The organism is Streptomyces sp. MCA2, from assembly GCF_023544705.1.
Lineage (GTDB): Bacteria > Actinomycetota > Actinomycetes > Streptomycetales > Streptomycetaceae > Streptomyces > Streptomyces decoyicus.
Map to the genome: position 1 here is coordinate 15,458 of NZ_JAMJFM010000007.1, position 17,052 is coordinate 32,509.

Below are 17,052 nucleotides of genomic sequence, written 5' to 3' on the forward strand. Positions count from 1 at the left end.
CAGGTCCGCCAGTTGGCGTGATGTGACCACGGGGAAATCGCCGCTTGGCAGGATCGCGGCAGCGTTGCATACGCAACCGGAGGATGGTCGCCGCCATCTGACGGTGCAGGCGGTCGACATCACAGCGCCCGGGTCGGCCGCGGGGGACCGTGGACCCGGGCCATCAGCAAACGGCACGCAGCCCGAGTTGCGTGCGGGGGGATGGACTCATGACGTCGCCGCCTGACGGCTCCCGGCCGCAGCGTCCGTACGACCCGTCGGCCACGGCGCGCCTGCGCGTGCCACGCCAGCACTGGCAGCGGCGGAACCAGCGCAAACCGCTGCCGCGCTACGACTACGAGCACTACAGCCGGCTGGCCGGACCACTCACCCGGCCCGACCCGGACAAGCCCTACACGGTCCGCTACCGCTCGCTGCTCGCGGACGAACCACACCGAATACGGGCGGCCCTGCTGCTCGGCGCCGCGCCACTGGTCTCCTTCGGGCTGCTGGTCTGGCTGATGCAGCCGAGCCACTGGACCGAACGCGACTACCCCGCCTACGACTTCCTTCCGGTGCTGGACGTCGTCATGCTGGTCTCGATCGGGCTGATCGAGCTCTTCCGGTGCATGAATGTGCTCTCCAACGCGCACGCCACCCTCGTCGCCCGCGACCCCATCCCGGTCATTCCCGAGAGCGGTACCCGCGTCGCCTTCCTCACCTCTTTCGTGCCCGGCAAGGAACCCCTCGCCATGGTGACGAAGACGCTGGAGGCGGCGGTCAAGATCCGCCACCGCGGTCTGCTGCACGTCTGGCTGCTGGACGAGGGCGACGACCCCGACGTCAAGGAAGTCTGCCGGCGCCTGGGCGTCCATCACTTCAGCCGCAAGGGCGTCCCGGAGTGGAACCAGGCCAAAGGCCCGCACCGCGCCAAGACCAAGCACGGCAACTACAACGCCTGGCTCCAGGCACACGGTGACGCGTACGACTACTTCGCCTCCGTCGACACCGACCACGTCCCGCTGCCCAACTACCTGGAGCGGATGCTCGGCTTCTTCCGCGACCCGGACGTCGGCTTCGTCATCGGCCCGCAGGTGTACGGCAACTACGACACCTTCGTCACCAAGGCCGCCGAGTCACAGCAGTTCCTCTTCCATGCGCTGGTCCAGCGGGCCGGCAACCGCTATGGCGCGCCGATGTTCGTCGGCACGTCCAACGCCGTGCGCATCAGCGCCCTCAAGCAGATCGGCGGGCTGTACGACTCGATCACCGAGGACATGGCGACCGGCTTCGAGATGCACCGGCACAGCAATCCGCGGACCGGGAAGAAGTGGCGCTCGGTCTACACCCCGGATGTGCTCGCGGTCGGCGAGGGGCCCACGGCCTGGACCGACTTCTTCACCCAGCAGCTGCGCTGGTCGCGCGGGACGTACGAGACGATCCTCAAGCAGTTCTGGAAGGCGCCGTTCACGCTGCCCGCGGGCCGGCTCTTCAACTACACCATGATGGTGATCTTCTACCCGATGTCGGCGCTGAACTGGATTCTGGCGGCGCTCAGTTGTGCGCTGTTCCTGGGTCTGGGGGCCTCGGGTGTGCAGATCGATCCGGCCGTGTGGATGATGCTCTACGGCAATGCCTCGGCGCTCCAGATCGGCCTGTACATCTGGAACCGGCGGCACAATGTCTCGCCGCACGAGCCGGAGGGCTCCGGCGGGGTCGCCGGCATGGTGATGTCCGCGCTGTCCGCGCCGATCTACGCCCGGTCGCTGTTCGACACCGTACTGCGCCGCAAGAGCAAGTTCGTGGTCACGCCGAAGGGCGACTCGTCCAGCCCGGACACGCTCTTCGGGACGTTCCGGGTGCATCTGTTCTTCCTGCTCGTCTTCGGGGGCTCGCTGGTCGCCTCGTTCGTGCTGGGGCACAGCCATCCGGCGATGGTCACCTGGGCCGTACTCGCGATGCTGATCACCGCAGCGCCGATCTTCGCCTGGCGGCTGAGCGTACGGAAGGAGAAGCGGGGGCGGGGAGAGAAGCAGACGCAGGGGGAGAAGCAGGGGCAGGGGCAGGGGCAGGGGCAGGGGCAGGCAGCTGATACCGCTGTGGCCGCTACCGCTTCCGCTACTGCCGCTGTCGGTGCCGCGGGGGCTGCCGGTGACACGGTGACCTGGGGCAGGGCCGACGATGGGGGCTCCGCGGACACGATGGTTGCGGAAGCCATCGCTCCGGATACCCGCCCTCTGCCCGCACACGCGCCCGCTCCAGCCGCCGACCAGACGGTGGATCAGCGGGCCGCCGTCCCCGCTCCGGCCACCGACCAGACCGTGGAACAGCGGGCCACTGCCCCGGCTCCGGCCGCTGACCAGACCATGGGGCAGCGGACCGCTGCCCCGGCTCCGGCCGCTGACCAGGCCTCCGACCCGGCCTCCGACCCGGCCTTCACCGCCGAACAGACCTTGCAGATCGCCCTTGGGGGACGTCACACATGAAGTACCGTCCGAGCCGTCGCACCCGCCGAGTGGCGATAGCGGCGGCGGTGGTGCTCGCGCTGGCAGCGATGAACGGGCCGGCCCTCTACGGCTTCGCGTCGGAGCAGTACCACCAGTACAAGATCAACAAGCCCGAGTACAAGGCGGCGAACGGCCACTGGGACGTCGTCGACGTACCGGACAAGTACCGCATCAACACCATCCACGCGGCCCTGCTGCACACCGGGAAGGTGCTGCTGGTCGCGGGCTCCGGCAACAACGCGGCGAACTTCAAGGCCAAGTCGTTCCGTACGGTCCTGTGGGATCCGGAGAAGAACACCTTCAAGAACATCCCCACGCCGAAGGACCTCTTCTGCTCCGGGCACACCCAGCTCCCGGACGGCAAGCTGCTGGTGGCCGGCGGCACCCAGCGCTACGAGAAGCTGAACGGCGATGTGAAGAAGGCCGGCGGCCTCATGATCCTCTACAACGAGAATCCGGACGGCCCGAAGACGTTCCCGGCCGGCACGCTCTTCACCGGCAAGAAGAACGGCAAGACCTTCGCCTCCAAGGACCCGGTCGTGGTGCCGCGGGCGAAGAAGAAGACCGACCCGGCGACCGGCAAGGTCACCGTGGTGCACAGCGAGGCCCGGGTCTACGTCGAGGCCCTCAAGGACGGGCCCAGCCACTCCACGGGCGCCCAGGACAACTACCGCATCCACGGCCTCACCGGCGCGGAGGCCCGTAACCTCTACGGCATCGCGCAGAAGCTGTCCTTCGACAAGAAGGACTTCCAGGGGATCAAGGACTCCTTCGAGTTCGACCCGGTGGCCGAGCGCTACATACCCGTCGACCCGATGAACGAGGCCCGCTGGTATCCGACGCTCACCACGCTTCAGGACGGCAAGGTCCTCTCCGTCTCCGGGCTGGACGAGATCGGGCAGGTCGTCCCAGGCAAGCAGGAGATCTACGACCCGAAGACGAAGAAGTGGCGCTATCTGCCCAAGCGGCGCTTCTTCCCGACCTACCCCGCGCTCTTCCTCACCGACCAGGGCCGGATCTTCTACACCGGCTCCAACGCCGGCTACGGCCCGGACAACATCGGCCGCACGCCCGGCATCTGGGACCTGAAGTCCAACAAGTTCCAGGTCGTGCCCGGGATGAGCGACCCGAAGATCCTGGAGACGTCGATGTCGGTGCTGCTGCCGCCGGCCCAGGAACAGCGGTACATGGTGCTGGGCGGAGGCGGGGTCGGCGAGGACCCGAAGGCCACGGACAAGACCCGGATCGTGGATCTGCACGCCCCGTCGCCGCGCTTCAAGGACGGGCCGCCGCTGTACGCCAAGGCCCGCTACCCGAGCAGCGTGATCATGCCGGACGACACCGTGCTGACCACGAACGGCTCCGGCGACTACCGCGGCCGCAGCGACTCCAACGTCCTCAAGGCGGAGCTGTACGACCCGGCGACCAACTCCGCCCACCAGGTGGCCGACCCGCTGGTGGGCCGTAACTACCACTCCGGTGCGCTGCTGCTGCCCGATGGCCGGGTGATGACCTTCGGCTCCGACTCCCTCTACGCGGACAAGGACAACACCAAGCCGGGCGTCTTCCAGCAGCAGATCGACCTCTACACCCCGCCGTATCTCTACCGGAAGTCCCGGCCCGAGCTCACGGACAAGGGGCCGAAGACGCTCTCCCTCGGCAGCAGCACGACCTTCGGCTCCCCGCGCGCCGCCGCCATCAAGAAGATGCGGCTGATGCGGCCCGGCTCGTTCACCCATGTCACCAACGTGGAACAGCGCTCGATCGCACTGGACTTCACGGTGACGAAGGGCGGGGACGGTGTGACGGTCACGCTGCCCAAGGACCCGTCGTTGGTGCCGCCCGGGTGGTACATGGTGAACGCGGTCGACGGGCAGGGCACGCCGTCGAAGGCGGTGTGGGTGAAGGTGGCGGCGCAGCGCAGCTAGGGGCGTCTCCCGAGAGCGGCCCGTCCGCTCTTGCCGGCTCCTGTCCGCTCCTGCTCGACCCTGATCCGCCGGACAGCCGGGGCGCCGGATGCTGGCGCTCGGGATGTTCAACAGCCGGGGTGCCACGGGCTCGCGCTCGGAATGTTCGAGCCGGGGAGCCACGGGCTCGCGCTCGGGACATTCGTCCGCCGGGGCGGGGCGCCATAGGCTCGCGCTCGGCATGTTCGCCCGCCGTGACGGCGACCGGCTGCGGTCGCCGTCACGGCACGACGCTACTTCGCGCTACGTGCCAGCCCCAGGGCGTACTCGGGCCACCAGGTGCCCGCCTTGGGGCCGCCCTTGCAGGTGCCGTCCGACTCTCCCGGGCGCTTGATCCACAGGTAGGCGGCTATCGAAGGGTCGTCAGTCTTGGTGGTCGGTGGGGTGCCCAGGGCGCGGCCACGCGGGTTGCACCAGTTCTCCGGGTCGTCGCCGCCCGGGGCCGGTCCGTTGCCGTTGCGGCTGGTGTCGATGACGAACGGCTTGCCGCCGACCATGGCGGACAGCCGCTTGCCGTACTTCTTGTTCTCCGCGGTGGTCTGGTAGTTGGAGATGTTGAGGGCGAAGCCGTCGGCGCGGTCGATGCCGGCCCGCTTGAGCGGTTCGACCATCTGGCCCGCGTCCTTGATCCAGTGCGGATTGCCGGCGTCCAGATAGACCTTGGTGTGCGGCAGCGCCTTCAGCTTGCCGACCGCCTCCGTCAGCAGGGCGTAACGCTCCTCGTGGAACTGCTGCGGGGTGCACTTGTCCGCGATGTGCGGCAGTGCGTCGGGCTCCAGGACGACGGTGGTGGCGCGGTCGCCGATGCCCTTGAGCACCCCGTCCAGCCAGGCCCGGTAGGCGTTGCCGTCGGCGGCGCCGCCCTGGGAGTACTTGCCGCAGTCGCGGTGCGGAATGTTGTAGAGCACGAGCAGCGCCTCGCGGTCGGCCTTGGCGGCCGCCTGGGTGAAGCCGCGCGCCTCCCCCTGCGGGTCGTCGACACCTATCCATTCCGCGACCGGCTGCGCCGCGATCTTGTTGGCCAGGCGGGCGTCCGAGGCCTTGCCGTCGTCGCCGTACGAGGACACCTGGCGGGCCGCCTTGCTGTCCGGGTTGACCCAGAACGGCGCCACGGACTTGGGCCGTTGGCCCGGTTTGGACGGGACGCTGTCGTCGCCGCCGGATGAGGAGCAGCCGACGAGCAGCAGGGCCAGTGCCCCCACCGCCGCCCCCGCCGATGCGGACCTGGCATGCCCGGTGCGCCGCCGGCCCTCACGGGGCCCGCCCGGCGGACCGATCCCGGCCGTCCGTCGCAGATTGCCGTACATCCACTCCCCCTCGGAGCATCGAACACGGCCGGCGGAGGCCGCCGACGAGATCCATCGTGGCACACGGCCGCCCGCCGGGGTCGGCCTGTGGAGGGGGCTGTCCACAGGCTGCTAAGGCGCTTGACGAATGGCGGTCGTGGTGGTTCGTCCGTCCCTCGTGCCGACGGGCTGAAGGGACGTCAAGTACGCCGACACCACGACCACGTTCGAGGCGCCGCCACGAGACCGGTCCGTGGCCCGGGTGCGGCTGCCGTCGTCGACGATCAGCCGGAGTTCGGAGCGGCCCCGGTCGCGGGCGGCGTAGGCCTTCCGCGCGTCGAAGCGGTCCCGGTCGTAGAGCTGGACGTCCTCGACGGTGAAGCGTGCGGTACTGCCGTCGGAGCGCTGGATGTCCAGCCGCTCCCCCGGCTTGATACCGGCCAGACGGTGGACGACGGCCCTCTGGACGCGCGGGTCGCGCCCGGTGCCGGCCCGGCCCACGAGCAGGGCCGTACCCGCCTCGCCCGGTTGCGGCCCTGCCGCGTACCAGCCCACGGGGGCCGGGGAGTTGTCCGGCGGCGGGGTGAGGATGCCGTGCTCGTCGAGGCCCCGTTCGGTGATGCCGGCCTCCCGTACACCGAGTGCGCCGATGGTGATCCCCACGGGCCTTGCGGTCACGGCGGTGGGCACCGGGGCGTGCGCATGCGGGGGTGTCTGCCGGCCCAACGGGCGCCCGGCGGCGGCGACATCACCGGTCGTGGCGAGCTGCGCGGCCACCCCCTCCGCCAGTTCGCGGCCCCACAGCCACAGCCCCAGCAACAGCACGGCCCACGCCACACCGGCGAGGAGCCTTGCGGGGGTGGGGGCGTGGGTGCGGGTGCGGGTGTGGGTGGGGCCGGAGCTGATCCTGGTGTGGGGGCGGGCGAGGGGGGTGAGGGGGCTGCGGTAGCCGTGGGTGCCGCATGTATGTGGCGCGCCAGGTGGTCCAGATACGGCTGATGCGTGTGACGCGTCTGACGTGCCTGGTGCATCCGATACACCCGATACGACGCTCGTGAAGGGCACAGCGGCCATGTCACGTACGCCGTCCGCGCCGCGCACAGCGGCCGTGCCATATACGCCGCCCGCGCCGCGTACACCGTCCCTGCTCCGTACACCGCTCCTGCTGCCCACACCGGACAGGGCAGGCACCCCGACCGCGGCCTCGGCCCGCCCCTGGTCCTCAGTGCTCATCGGCTTCGTCGCCCCGCCGCTCGCGGCGCAGTCGGAGCCGGAGCCGGAGCAGCTGCCCCGCGATGACCAGGATGGCGCCGCCGGCCAGCACCAGGCCGACGGCCGAGGTGCTGCTCAGCTCGCGACGCGGGGATGCCTCGGCGGCCGAAGCGGGGTGGGCGGCCGGGGCGACAGGGGCAGCGACAGGGGCGGCCTGGTCGGGGCGGGAAGCCGGCGCGGCATCGGAACGTATCCGGACGCCGCCGGACAGCCCCGTCGCGGGCCGGACGAGCGGTACCGCGTCGGCGAAGACCGTCGATCGCAGAGCGGCCCGCCCGTCACTGCGGCCGGCGGCCCGTGGGGTGACCGCGCCGCCGGGGGCGGCCGACGCGGGGGTGACGGAGACCGTTCCGGTCCCGGTGGCGCGCGCCTCTCCGCCGTAGGCGGGCGTCGTCATCACCGCGCAAGCCGCGACCGTGGCACAGAGAGCAAGTTGCCGTGAGCGCATGGTGAACCTCCGATAATTCCGAAGGTCCGCCCGCACGAGCCCGGCCGCATCCGGTGCGGCCCGAGGCTGCGCCGTTCGGGTGGGGGTTCAGGGCGTCGGTGACCCGGGAGCGACCGGACACCGGATGAACCGGGAGGAGTCGGGCACCGAGTGATCCGGGGCGCGGGGGCAGTGATGACAACGCCCGGGGAGGCTGGTGGCGCCTCTGACGCGCCGGGGCGCCACCGGCCGGCCCACCCCGCCCGACGCCCGACGCCAACGCCGACGCCGACGCCGAGGCCGACCGCCCAGGTCATACGGCCCTGCCACATGGCCTGCCCGGGCCATACGGCCCCGCCGCATGACCCGCCCAGGTCATCCGCCCCAAGCCCCGCTCACACCAGGTCGATGAGGTCCGCGATCGAGTCCACCACGCGGGAGGGCCGGAACGGGTGGCGCTCGACCTCGTCGGGGCGGGTCAGCCCGGTCAGTACGAGGAAGGTCTCCATGCCCGCCTCCAGGCCGGCCAGTACATCGGTGTCCATCCGGTCGCCGATCATGGCGGAGGTCTCGGAGTGGGCGCCGATGACATTCAGCCCGTGCCGCATCATCAGCGGGTTGGGCTTGCCGACGAAGTACGGCTCGATGCCCGTCGCCTTGGTGATCAGCGCGGCCACCGAGCCGGTCGCGGGCAGCGCGCCCTGCGGGGAGGGACCGGTCTCGTCGGGGTTGGTGGCGATGAACCGCGCCCCGTCGTTGATCAGCCGGATCGCCTTCGTCAGCGCCTCGAAGCTGTAGGTGCGGGTCTCGCCGAGGACGACGTAGTCCGGGGAGTGGTCGGTCAGGACGTAGCCGATGTCGTGCAGGGCGGTGGTCAGGCCCGCCTCCCCGATGACGTACGCGGTGCCGCCGGGCCGCTGGTCGTCCAGGAACTGGGCGGTGGCCAGTGCGGACGTCCAGATCGACTCCCACGGCACCTCCAGCCCGATGCGGTTCAGGCGGGCGTGCAGGTCGCGCGGGGTGTAGATGGAGTTGTTGGTCAGCACGAGAAAGGGCTTGCCCGACTCGCGCAGCCGCTTGATGAAGGCGTCCGCCCCGGGGACCGGAACGCCCTCGTGCATCAGGACGCCGTCCATGTCGGTGAGCCATGACTCGATCGGCTTGCGCTCTGCCACTGCCGGACTCCTGCCGTACGCGTTGACGAGGGGCGTCGGCCCGTCTCCCGCACGCGTCGTGACCCATGCGGACATGGTCCACTTGCCGTACGTACGGCCGACACCCCCACCCTAGGTCAGCAGGCCACACCCCTGACCCCGGCGATCACCGGTGATCTTCCGCGACCGCCGGGCCGTCCGGCTCAGCTCCCCGTAGCCGTCCGCCATGCGTCGACGTAGGAGTCCAGGTTCTTGTCGATGTCGTTCCAGTCGGGGTGGAAGATCTCGACGCCGTTCATGATCTTGGCGAGTGCGGTGGCGTTGGCGTCGGTGGGCTTGAGGTCCTTGCGGGAGGTGAAGCCGCCGCCCACCGCGGAGACCTGGCGCTGGACGGGGGCGGAGAGCAGGTAGTCCAGGAACTTCTTGGCGTGGACGCTGTGCGGGGCGTTCTTGACCAGGCCGGCCGCGTACGGGAGGGCGAAGGTGGTGGGCCTGCCGCCGGGCTCGGCGGCGGGGAAGAAGATGCCCTGGTGCGGCATCGACTTCATGTTGGCGTAGTTCATCTGGACATCGCCGTTGGCGACCAGGAGTTCGCCCTTGTCGGTCTTGGGGGCGAGCTGGCCGGTGGAGGAGGACGGGCCGACGTTGTTGGCCTGGAGCTTCTTGAGGAAGGACAGGGCCGGACCCTTGCCGCCGAAGTCGTGCAGGGCCTTGATGAGGACGGCGGTGCCGTCGCCGGCGACGCCGGGGGTGGAGTACTGGAGCTTGTTCTTGAACTTGGGGTCCAGCAGGTCCTGCCAGGTGGCGGGGGCCTGCTTCAGCTCCTTCGTGTGGTGGATGAAGCAGAAGTAGTTGTTGACGATCGAGGTCCACTTGCCGGACGGGTCCTTGTCCGCGGCGGCCACCTGGTCGGAACCCTTGGGGCGGTAGGTGTCCAGGAGGCCCTTGCCGTCGGCCTGCTGGATGAACGGCGGGAGGGTGACGACCACGTCCGCCTTGGTGTTGGCCCGTTCGCGGGCGAGGCGCTGGACGGCCGCGCCGGAGCCGGACTCGACGTAGTGGACCTTGATGCCGGTCTTCTTCTCGAAGTCCTTGAAGACGGTGTCGTAGAAGCCGTCGCCCTTCTCGCTCTTGAGGCCGTCGGCGCTGTAGACGGTGATCTCCTTGGCGTCGGGGTCGGCGGTGGAGGCGCCGCCGCAGGCGGTGAGCGGGGCGCCGAGGACGAGGGCGCCGCAGCAGGCGGCGAGCGGCTTGCGGAAGGGGCGGGGGCTGGGGCTACGGCGGGAGCGGAGGCTGGGGCTGGACATGGCGTGATGGCTCCTCAGGAGGACAGGCACGGCTGTTGCGGGGGTCAGCGGTAGGAGGCCTTGGTGCGGATACGGGAGACGGCCAGGAGGACGAGCAGGGTGGTGGCCATCAGGGCCACCGCCAGCGCGGCACCGGTGAAGAGGGAACCGCGGTCGGTGGCGGCGAAGATCTGGACCGGCAGCGGCAGCCAGTCCGGGGGGTAGATCATCATCGTGGCGCTCAACTCGCCCATGGACAGGGCGAAGCACAGGCCCGCGGCCGCGGTCAGGGACGGCAGCAGCAGGGGGAGCTTGACCCGCCACAGGACGTAGGCGGGGCGGGCGCCGAGGCCGGCGGCGCTCTGTTCGTAGGCCGGGTCGAGGCGGGTCAGCGCGGCCGTCACGGACTGGTAGGCGAAGGCGGTGACCAGCACGGTGTGGGCGATGATCACGATCTGGGGAGTGCCGTTGAGCAGGAAGGGCGGCTGGGAGAAGGCCACCAGCAGGGAGAGGCCGACGACCACGGAGGGGACGGCGACGGGGAGCAGGAACAGCCCGTCGAGGAGGCGGCGGGCGCGGCGGCCGAGCTGCTCGGCGGCCAGGGCCGCCCAGGTGCCGGCGGCGAGTGCGATGACGCTCGCCGCCAGCGCGGTCAGGACGCTGGTGAGCAGGGCGGTCGGCGCCTCGCCGCGCGCCATGTCCTGATAGTGCGCCAGGGTCGCGCCGGAGGGCAGCGGGCCGCTCCAGCTGCTCGCGAAGGACGCGGCGACGATCACCAGCAGCGGCAGCGCGAAGACGGGCAGGAAGAGGACGAAGAAGAGGATGTGGAGGGCCCGGCGGGCGGGCCTGCTATGCACCAGCACGGTGGGGCGCACCTCCTGTACGCGGGCCGGCGCCGCCGCCCGTACGGGACGCCACGGTCCGGTACAGGGCGTAGAGCGCGACGGACAGGGCGACGTTGACGACGGCGACGACGCAGGCTCCGGTGTAGTCGCCGTCGAGCATCGCCTTGGTGTAGACGAGCATCGGCAGGGTGACGACGTCCTTGGCGCCGGTGAAGAGGACGATCCCGAACTCGTTGAGACAGAGGACGAGGACGAGCGAGCCGCCCGCCGCGAGCGAGGGCAGCGCCTCCGGCAGGATCACCTTCCGCACGATCCGCCAGGGCCGGGCGCCGAGTGAGGCGGCGGCCTCCAACTGCCCGGTTTCCACCTGCGAGAAGGCGGCGAGCAGCGGCCGCATCACGAACGGGGTGAAGTAGGTGATCTCGGCGAGCAGTACGCCCCAGGGGGTGTGGAGGAAGTCCAGCGGTCCGCGGGCGGCGCCGGTCATCTCCGTCCACAGGCCGTTGGCCATGCCGACGGTGCCGTAGAGGAACAGCAGGGCGAGGGTGATCAGGAAGGAGGGGAAGGCGAGGAAGATGTCGATGAAGCGGCTGAGCGCCCTGCCTCCGGGGAACGGGACGAAGGCGATGACGAGGGAGAGCGCCAGCCCGAGGAGCAGTGCGCCGGCGGTGGCGCCGACGGCGATCAGCACGGTGTTCGTCAGCGCCTCGCGGAAGGAGGCCTCGGCGAGGACCGCGGTGTAGGGGGCGGTGGAGTGGCCACCGTCCTCCGGGGTGAAGGACTGCCACACCACCAGGGCCAGCGGGTAGAGGAAGACCAGGGCGAGGGCGGCGACGGGCGGCAGGGCCCAGAGGGCGGCCCGGGTGCGGCGGGGCCGGGCCGGCGGGCGGGCCCCCTGCGCCCCATCCGCCCCATCCGCCCTAGCCGCCATATCCGCGCTGACTGCCCTCTCCGCCCTGACCGTCCTAGGCATCGTGGACACCGTCCTCGGTGAGCCCCGCCGGGATGAGGACCGCGTCCTCGGGCGCGAAGTGCAGGGCGACCTGCTCGCCCAGCGCCGGTGTCTCGCGAAGTTCGCGCACGTCCGCCAGGACGCGGTGGCCGTCGACCGCCACGTACAGACGGTGTGTCGAGCCGCGCCACTGCACTTCGGTGACCGTGCCGCGGAGGGTGGTGCCGTGGCCGTCGCCGTGCGGGCTCTCGCCGAGGCCGATGAGGTGCGGGCGCACACAGAGGGTGGCGGTGGCGCCCTCGGCCACGCCGTCGCCGACGGGCACGGTCAGCGTCCGGCCGGCGAAGTCGACGCCGTCACCCTTTCCGTCGCCCTTTCCGTCGCCCTTTCCGGCACCGTTTCCGTCGCCGTTTCCGATTCCGTTTGCGTCACCGTCTCCGGCACTCCTGCCGTCGCCGCCCCGGCGCACCGTCACCGGCAGCAGATTCGCCGTGCCGACGAAGGACGCGGTGAACTCGGTGCGCGGGCGGCGGTAGAGCTGCTGCGGGGTGCCGCAGTCCTGGAGCCGGGCCCGGTCCAGCACCGCGATCCGGTCGGCCAGGGTCAGCGCCTCGACCTGGTCATGGGTGACGTAGAGGATCGACACATCGGGCAACTCGCGGTGCAGCCGGGCGAGTTCGGCGAGCATGCCGGAACGCAGCTGGGCGTCGAGCGCGGACAGCGGTTCGTCCAGAAGAAGCACGCGGGGGCGGATGGCGAGCGCCCGCGCGATGGCGACCCGCTGCTGCTGTCCGCCGGACAGCTCCCTCGGGTGCCGGCCTGCGTAGGCGGCCATCCCGGTCATCTCCAGCGCCTCGGCGACCCGTCCGGGGATCTCGGCGCGCGGTGTCTTCTGCGCCCTGAGTCCGAAGGCGACGTTCTCGGCGACCTTCATGTGCGGGAACAGCGCGTACTGCTGGACGACCATGCCGATCCCGCGCTTGTAGGGCGGCAGCCCGGTCACGTCCCGGCCGCCGATCAGCACCCGCCCGGAAACCGGCCGGACGAAGCCGGCGACCGCCCGCAGCGCGGTGGTCTTGCCGGAGCCGGACGGGCCGAGCAGGGCCATCACCTCGCCCGGTTCGACGGTCAGGTCGAAGGAGTCCAGGACGGTGTGCTGCCCGTGCTTCCCGTAGGCCACGGAGACGTGGTCGAAGCGGATGCCCGATACGGGCTCGGCCGGGGCGGTGGGCCGGCCGGCGGCCCGGCCGGGTGCCGTGAGGGCCGGGGCGGGCATCTCACACCACCCCCAGCAGCGCGGGCAGTTCGGCGACCGAGCCGAGGACGTGGGTGGCGCCGGCGGACTCCAGCTGCGGCCTGTCATGCGCACCGGTGAGCACACCGGCGACGACCGAGGCACCGGCCCGCCGCCCGGAGAGCATGTCGTACGAGGTGTCGCCGGCCACCGCGATCCGCTGGACGGAGTCGGTGGCGCGGGTGCGCAGCAGCGCGGTGAGGACCATGTCGGGGTAGGGGCGGCCGCGGCCGCCCGCGTCGGCCGGGCAGAGGGTGAGCGGGACCAGGTCCTGCCAGCCGAGCGCGCCGAGGAGGGCGTCCTGGGTGACCCGGGCGAAGCCGGTGGAGAGCACGACGGTGCGGCCGGCCGCCCGCAGCGTCTCGATGGCCTCGCGGGCACCGGGCACGGGCGCGATCCGTCCGCCGTCGACCAGTTCCCCGTATGCCGCCTCGAAGGCGGTGTTGGCGCGCTGGGCGGCGGCCTCGTCGCCGAAGAGATGACGGAAGACGGAGATCTTGGATTCGCCCATGGTGGCCCGTACGTACGCGAGCTTCTCGGCGTGGTCGGGGCTGCCCGGTTCGACGCCCAGCCGGCGGGCGGCGGCGTCGAAGGCCTGCTCGACCAGGCCGCCGTCGGCGACGGTGGTACCGGCCATGTCGAGGACGACCAGCCGGATGTGGCGGGGGTCGGGGGTGCTGTGGAGGTCCAGGGAGCTGTGGGGGCCCGGGGTGCTGCCGGGGTCCGGGGGGCCGTCGGGGTGCGGGGTGCTGCCGGGGTGCGTCAACTTTCTCACCAGCCCAGTTCGTTCGCGGTGGTCTCGGCGATTGCCGGGGAACAGGTCATGCCGCGCCCGCCGGGCCCGGTGACCAGCCAGACGCCGTCGCGCGCCTGTTGGCGGTGCACCACGCGCGCGGTGTCGGTGCACTGTGCGTAGACCCCGGCCCAGCGGTGGCGGATACGGGGCAGCGGGCGGCCGAGGATCGACTCGACGACCCCGGTCAGGTGCTCGTACGGCTCCTCGACGGTGTCGAAGGCGAACGGCGTCGCGTACTCATGGGTGTCGCCGATGGTCAGTCCGCCGTCGGCCCGCTGGACCATCAGCAGCTGCATCTTGTGCGCGGCGGCGGTCGGCGCCTGCGCCTGGCCCGCGTTGAGGGCGTCCAGGGCGTCGCTCCGGTACGCCGGGTAGTAGCGGAAGCTGTCGGCGTCGGCGACGGAGGTGGTCAGCGGTTCGCCGAGCGGGTCGGTCTGCATCATCTGCAACCGCACCCGGCGCACCGGCAGATCGGGCACCAGCTCACGGACCAGACCGCCGAGCCAGGCGCCGGTGCAGAGGAGGACGGCGTCGCCGCGGTGGACGTCGCCGTGGTCGTCGCGTACGGCCCGCTCGCCGACCACCTCACGGACCTCACGGCCGCCGAGGTACGTGTACCGGCCGGAGCCCAGCAGCGCCTCCTTCAGGACGCGTTGGGCGGTTCGCGGCTCGACGGCGGCGTCCCGCTCGCACCACAGCGCACCGGCGAACTCGCCGCGCAGGGCGGGGTTGCGGTCGCGGGCCTGGCCGGCGTCCAGCATCCGGTAGCCGCGGGCGGCGGCGTCGGGGCGGCGGGCGGCGGCCTCGGCGACGGCCAGCTCGGCGGCGTTCCTGGCGACGGTCAGCGAGCCGATGGCCCGGAAGCCGAGCCCGGGAACGCGGGCACCGATGCCCTCCCACAGCTCGCGGGCGCGCAGCGCGGTCGTCAGCTCCTCGCCGCCGGCCCGGCCGCTGATCCAGATCTGTCCGAAGTTACGGACCGAGGCGCCGCGGGCCTCGGCCTCGCGCTCGATGTGCAGGACGTCATGGCCCCGCTCGACTGCGTGCCAGGCATGCATGGTCCCCAGCACACCGGCTCCGACAACTATGACTCGCATGCCCCAGACGGTCGCGGCGGTGGGTGGCCCCTCGGGGGTGACGCGGCGACGCGACGGTGAACAGGGTCCCAAAGTTGGCCTAGACCCGTTATCTTCTCGTGACCTTTGGGGTGCTGGTTCGGGGTGAAGGGCCGGGGCGGTCCCTGGGCTCCGGGCGCGCCGGGGACGCTCCCGCCGCTCAGCCCGGTGTCGGCGTCGGCGTCCCCAGATGGGTGGTGAAGGAGAACCGGTCCCCCCGGTAGAGCGAGCGCACCCGCTCCAGGGGGCGGCCCTCGGTGTCCCGCGACAGCCGGTGGATCAGCAGCATCGGCAGCGCGCCCGGCGTGCCGATGAGCAGCGCCTCGCGCGGGGTGGCGAGGACGGTCTCCAGGCGCTCGTCCGCGTCGCCGAAGCCGATGCCCAGCCGCTGGTGGAGGTAGGCGTAGAAGGACGAGTCCGGCGCGAAGCCGGCGGCCAGGTCCGGCACCCTCTCGACCGCGACATAGGTGCTCTCCAGGCCGACCCGCTCGTCGTCGGCGAGCAGCACCCGCTCCATGTGCCATACGGCGTCGCCCACTTCGAGCCCCAGATCACCGGCGAGCTGCGGCGGGCAGGGGAACCGGTCCAGGCTGATGAGGTGCCGGCCGGGCTTGCGGCCCTGGCCGCGTACGCCCTCCGTGTAGCTCGCGAGCGACAGCGGCTGCTCCATCTTGGGGCCCGCGACGACCGTGCCGCGCCCCAGCCGCCGCAGCCGCCCCTCCAGGATCAGTTCCCGCAACGCCTGGCGCAGGGTCTCGCGGGAGACCTCGAAGCGCTGCGCCAGCTCGCGCTCGGCGGGCAGCACTTCCCCCTCGCCCAACTCCTCCAGCAGCGCGGCGATTTCCACCTTGGCCGCGTAGTACTTGGGAATGCGTCCGTGCTCGGGGACGCCGGACCGGATGGGTGCGCCAGGATCCTGGCCGTACGGGAACTCCACGCCGCGATCTTCGCATCACGGCGGGGGGACGGGAGGCGGCAGCCAGGGGGGCGGCAGCCCCCTCCCCCCCCGAGACTCAGGACTGCCGCGCCCCGAACAGCGGCGCCAGCACCAGTTCCGCCGCCCCGTCCGCGACCGCCCGCGCACCGCCCCGGGCGAGCGCCACCGGCACCGCGCGCCCGGCACCGGCCCTGCCGCGGGTGCCGGCCTGCTCGTCGAGCGCCTGGGCCACGCCCCCGAGGAAGGCTTCGGGATGCTCCAGGACGGTGCGCCCGCCGAGCAGCACCCGGTCGATGTCCAGCAGCTCGACGAGGTTGGCGGCGCCCACGCCCAGCGCCCGCGCCGCGCCCGGCAGGTCGCCGCGCGCCACCGCGGCCAGGCACAGCGCCTCGATGCAGCCGCGCCGCCCGCAGCCGCAACGCGGCCCGTCCCACTGCACGATCTGGTGGCCGAACTCCCCTGCGCCGGTACGCGCGCCGCGGTACAGGCTGCCGCCCAGGACGAGCCCGGCGCCGAGGCCGGTGCCCAGATGCAGATAGCCGAACGAGCCGGCGCCCGACGGTATGCCGTGGGCCAGGCCGAGTGCCGCCGCGTTGGTGTCCTTGTCGAGGACGACGGGCAGGCCGAGCCGTTCGGCGAGGGCGTCCCGCAGGGGAAAGCCGTCCCACCGGGGCGCGCCGGTGACCCGGTGCAGGACGCCGGTGAGGTGGTCCAGCGGGCCGGGGCAGGCCACCCCGGCGCCCAGCACCGGCGGCCCGCCGGCTTCCGCGCGCAGCGCCGCGACCTCCCGTCCGGCGGTGGCGAGCACCTGCCCGGCGCCCGCCTCGAAGGCGAGCGGGGCGCGGCGTACGGCGACCGCTTCGCCCGCGAGGTCGGCGAGTACGGCGGTGAGCTCATCGCGGTCCAGGTGCAGCCCGACGGCGTGCCGGGCGCCGGGGACCAGCCGCAGGACGGTGGCGGGCTTACCGCCCGTGGAGGCCCGGCGGCCCGCCTCGGCGACCATGCCGTCGGCCCGCAGCCGGGCGGTGATCTTGCTGACGGCCTGCGGGGTCAGCCCGATGCGGTCGGCGAGCTCCAGCCGGCTGACGCCCTCCTCGCCGGCCGCACGCAGCAGCCCGAGCACCAGTGCGGCGTTGTGGCCGCGCAGGGCGGGAAGGTTGGCGCCCGGGTTGCCGACGAAGCCGCCGTGGGAGATGTCGTTGCTGCTCACCCACCCATTGTCCGCATCGCTTGCA

14 protein-coding genes are annotated in these 17,052 nt (G+C 71.9%); 2 read left to right on the top strand and 12 right to left on the bottom strand.

All coding sequences use genetic code 11. The features are described from left to right. Nucleotides 1-209 precede the first annotated feature (209 nt). The gene (locus M8I34_RS07510) at nucleotides 210-2,465 is read left to right on the top strand and encodes a glycosyltransferase family 2 protein (protein WP_250048488.1); all 2,256 of its coding nucleotides are present in this window, start codon (nucleotides 210-212) and stop codon (nucleotides 2,463-2,465) included. After that, on the top strand, nucleotides 2,462-4,414 hold the full coding sequence (locus M8I34_RS07515; RefSeq protein WP_250048489.1) for a kelch motif-containing protein: 1,953 nt from the start codon (nucleotides 2,462-2,464) through the stop codon (nucleotides 4,412-4,414). The genes M8I34_RS07510 and M8I34_RS07515 overlap by 4 nt, the downstream gene beginning before the upstream one ends. 272 nt (nucleotides 4,415-4,686) lie before the next feature. Here the strand turns inward: M8I34_RS07515 and M8I34_RS07520 are convergent, their stop codons facing one another. The 12 genes from M8I34_RS07520 to M8I34_RS07575 form a co-directional block, all read right to left on the bottom strand. After that, nucleotides 4,687-5,760, bottom strand: coding sequence for a glycoside hydrolase family 6 protein (locus M8I34_RS07520; protein ID WP_250048490.1), 1,074 nt, complete (start codon nucleotides 5,758-5,760; stop codon nucleotides 4,687-4,689). Between the two features lie 111 nt (nucleotides 5,761-5,871). Beyond that, nucleotides 5,872-6,576, bottom strand: a complete 705-nt coding sequence (locus M8I34_RS07525; RefSeq protein ID WP_250048491.1) for a sortase domain-bontaining protein — start codon at nucleotides 6,574-6,576, stop codon at nucleotides 5,872-5,874. Between the two features lie 385 nt (nucleotides 6,577-6,961). Further along, the gene (locus M8I34_RS07530) at nucleotides 6,962-7,459 is read right to left on the bottom strand and encodes a hypothetical protein (RefSeq protein ID WP_250048492.1); all 498 of its coding nucleotides are present in this window, start codon (nucleotides 7,457-7,459) and stop codon (nucleotides 6,962-6,964) included. 374 nt (nucleotides 7,460-7,833) lie between these two features. Continuing rightward, on the bottom strand, nucleotides 7,834-8,613 hold the full coding sequence (locus M8I34_RS07535; RefSeq protein WP_250048493.1) for an HAD-IIA family hydrolase: 780 nt from the start codon (nucleotides 8,611-8,613) through the stop codon (nucleotides 7,834-7,836). 182 nt (nucleotides 8,614-8,795) lie between these two features. Continuing rightward, nucleotides 8,796-9,899, bottom strand: coding sequence for a 2-aminoethylphosphonate ABC transporter substrate-binding protein (locus M8I34_RS07540; protein WP_250048494.1), 1,104 nt, complete (start codon nucleotides 9,897-9,899; stop codon nucleotides 8,796-8,798). Nucleotides 9,900-9,943: 44 nt separating this feature from the next. Further along, nucleotides 9,944-10,741 carry an ABC transporter permease subunit gene (locus tag M8I34_RS07545; RefSeq protein ID WP_250048495.1) on the bottom strand — a complete coding sequence of 266 codons (798 nt, stop codon included), beginning with the start codon at nucleotides 10,739-10,741 and terminating at the stop codon, nucleotides 9,944-9,946. Beyond that, nucleotides 10,728-11,696 carry a 2-aminoethylphosphonate ABC transporter permease subunit gene (locus tag M8I34_RS07550; RefSeq protein WP_284050073.1) on the bottom strand — a complete coding sequence of 323 codons (969 nt, stop codon included), beginning with the start codon at nucleotides 11,694-11,696 and terminating at the stop codon, nucleotides 10,728-10,730. The genes M8I34_RS07545 and M8I34_RS07550 overlap by 14 nt, the downstream gene beginning before the upstream one ends. Next, on the bottom strand, nucleotides 11,689-12,951 hold the full coding sequence (locus M8I34_RS07555; protein ID WP_250048497.1) for an ABC transporter ATP-binding protein: 1,263 nt from the start codon (nucleotides 12,949-12,951) through the stop codon (nucleotides 11,689-11,691). The genes M8I34_RS07550 and M8I34_RS07555 overlap by 8 nt, the downstream gene beginning before the upstream one ends. A 1-nt stretch (nucleotide 12,952) precedes the next feature. Then, on the bottom strand, nucleotides 12,953-13,660 hold the full coding sequence (locus M8I34_RS07560; protein ID WP_284050082.1) for a phosphonatase-like hydrolase: 708 nt from the start codon (nucleotides 13,658-13,660) through the stop codon (nucleotides 12,953-12,955). 80 nt (nucleotides 13,661-13,740) lie between these two features. Then, nucleotides 13,741-14,862, bottom strand: a complete 1,122-nt coding sequence (locus M8I34_RS07565; RefSeq protein ID WP_250048498.1) for a TIGR03364 family FAD-dependent oxidoreductase — start codon at nucleotides 14,860-14,862, stop codon at nucleotides 13,741-13,743. A 178-nt stretch (nucleotides 14,863-15,040) separates the two neighbouring features. Further along, nucleotides 15,041-15,817 (bottom strand): GntR family transcriptional regulator, encoded by a 777-nt coding sequence (locus tag M8I34_RS07570; RefSeq protein WP_250048499.1) that lies wholly within the window; start codon nucleotides 15,815-15,817, stop codon nucleotides 15,041-15,043. 76 nt (nucleotides 15,818-15,893) lie between these two features. Further along, nucleotides 15,894-17,027 carry an ROK family transcriptional regulator gene (locus M8I34_RS07575; protein WP_250048500.1) on the bottom strand — a complete coding sequence of 378 codons (1,134 nt, stop codon included), beginning with the start codon at nucleotides 17,025-17,027 and terminating at the stop codon, nucleotides 15,894-15,896. Between the last annotated feature and the right edge of the window lie 25 nt (nucleotides 17,028-17,052).

Coding starts and splice junctions, on each gene's coding strand:
- M8I34_RS07510 (WP_250048488.1), top strand. CDS start 210: ATGACGTCGCCGCCTGACGGCTCCCGGCCGCAGCGTCCGTACGACCCG.
- M8I34_RS07515 (WP_250048489.1), top strand. CDS start 2,462: ATGAAGTACCGTCCGAGCCGTCGCACCCGCCGAGTGGCGATAGCGGCG.
- M8I34_RS07520 (WP_250048490.1), bottom strand. CDS start 5,760: ATGTACGGCAATCTGCGACGGACGGCCGGGATCGGTCCGCCGGGCGGG.
- M8I34_RS07530 (WP_250048492.1), bottom strand. CDS start 7,459: ATGCGCTCACGGCAACTTGCTCTCTGTGCCACGGTCGCGGCTTGCGCG.
- M8I34_RS07540 (WP_250048494.1), bottom strand. CDS start 9,899: ATGTCCAGCCCCAGCCTCCGCTCCCGCCGTAGCCCCAGCCCCCGCCCC.
- M8I34_RS07550 (WP_284050073.1), bottom strand. CDS start 11,696: ATGCCTAGGACGGTCAGGGCGGAGAGGGCAGTCAGCGCGGATATGGCG.
- M8I34_RS07555 (WP_250048497.1), bottom strand. CDS start 12,951: ATGCCCGCCCCGGCCCTCACGGCACCCGGCCGGGCCGCCGGCCGGCCC.
- M8I34_RS07565 (WP_250048498.1), bottom strand. CDS start 14,862: ATGCGAGTCATAGTTGTCGGAGCCGGTGTGCTGGGGACCATGCATGCC.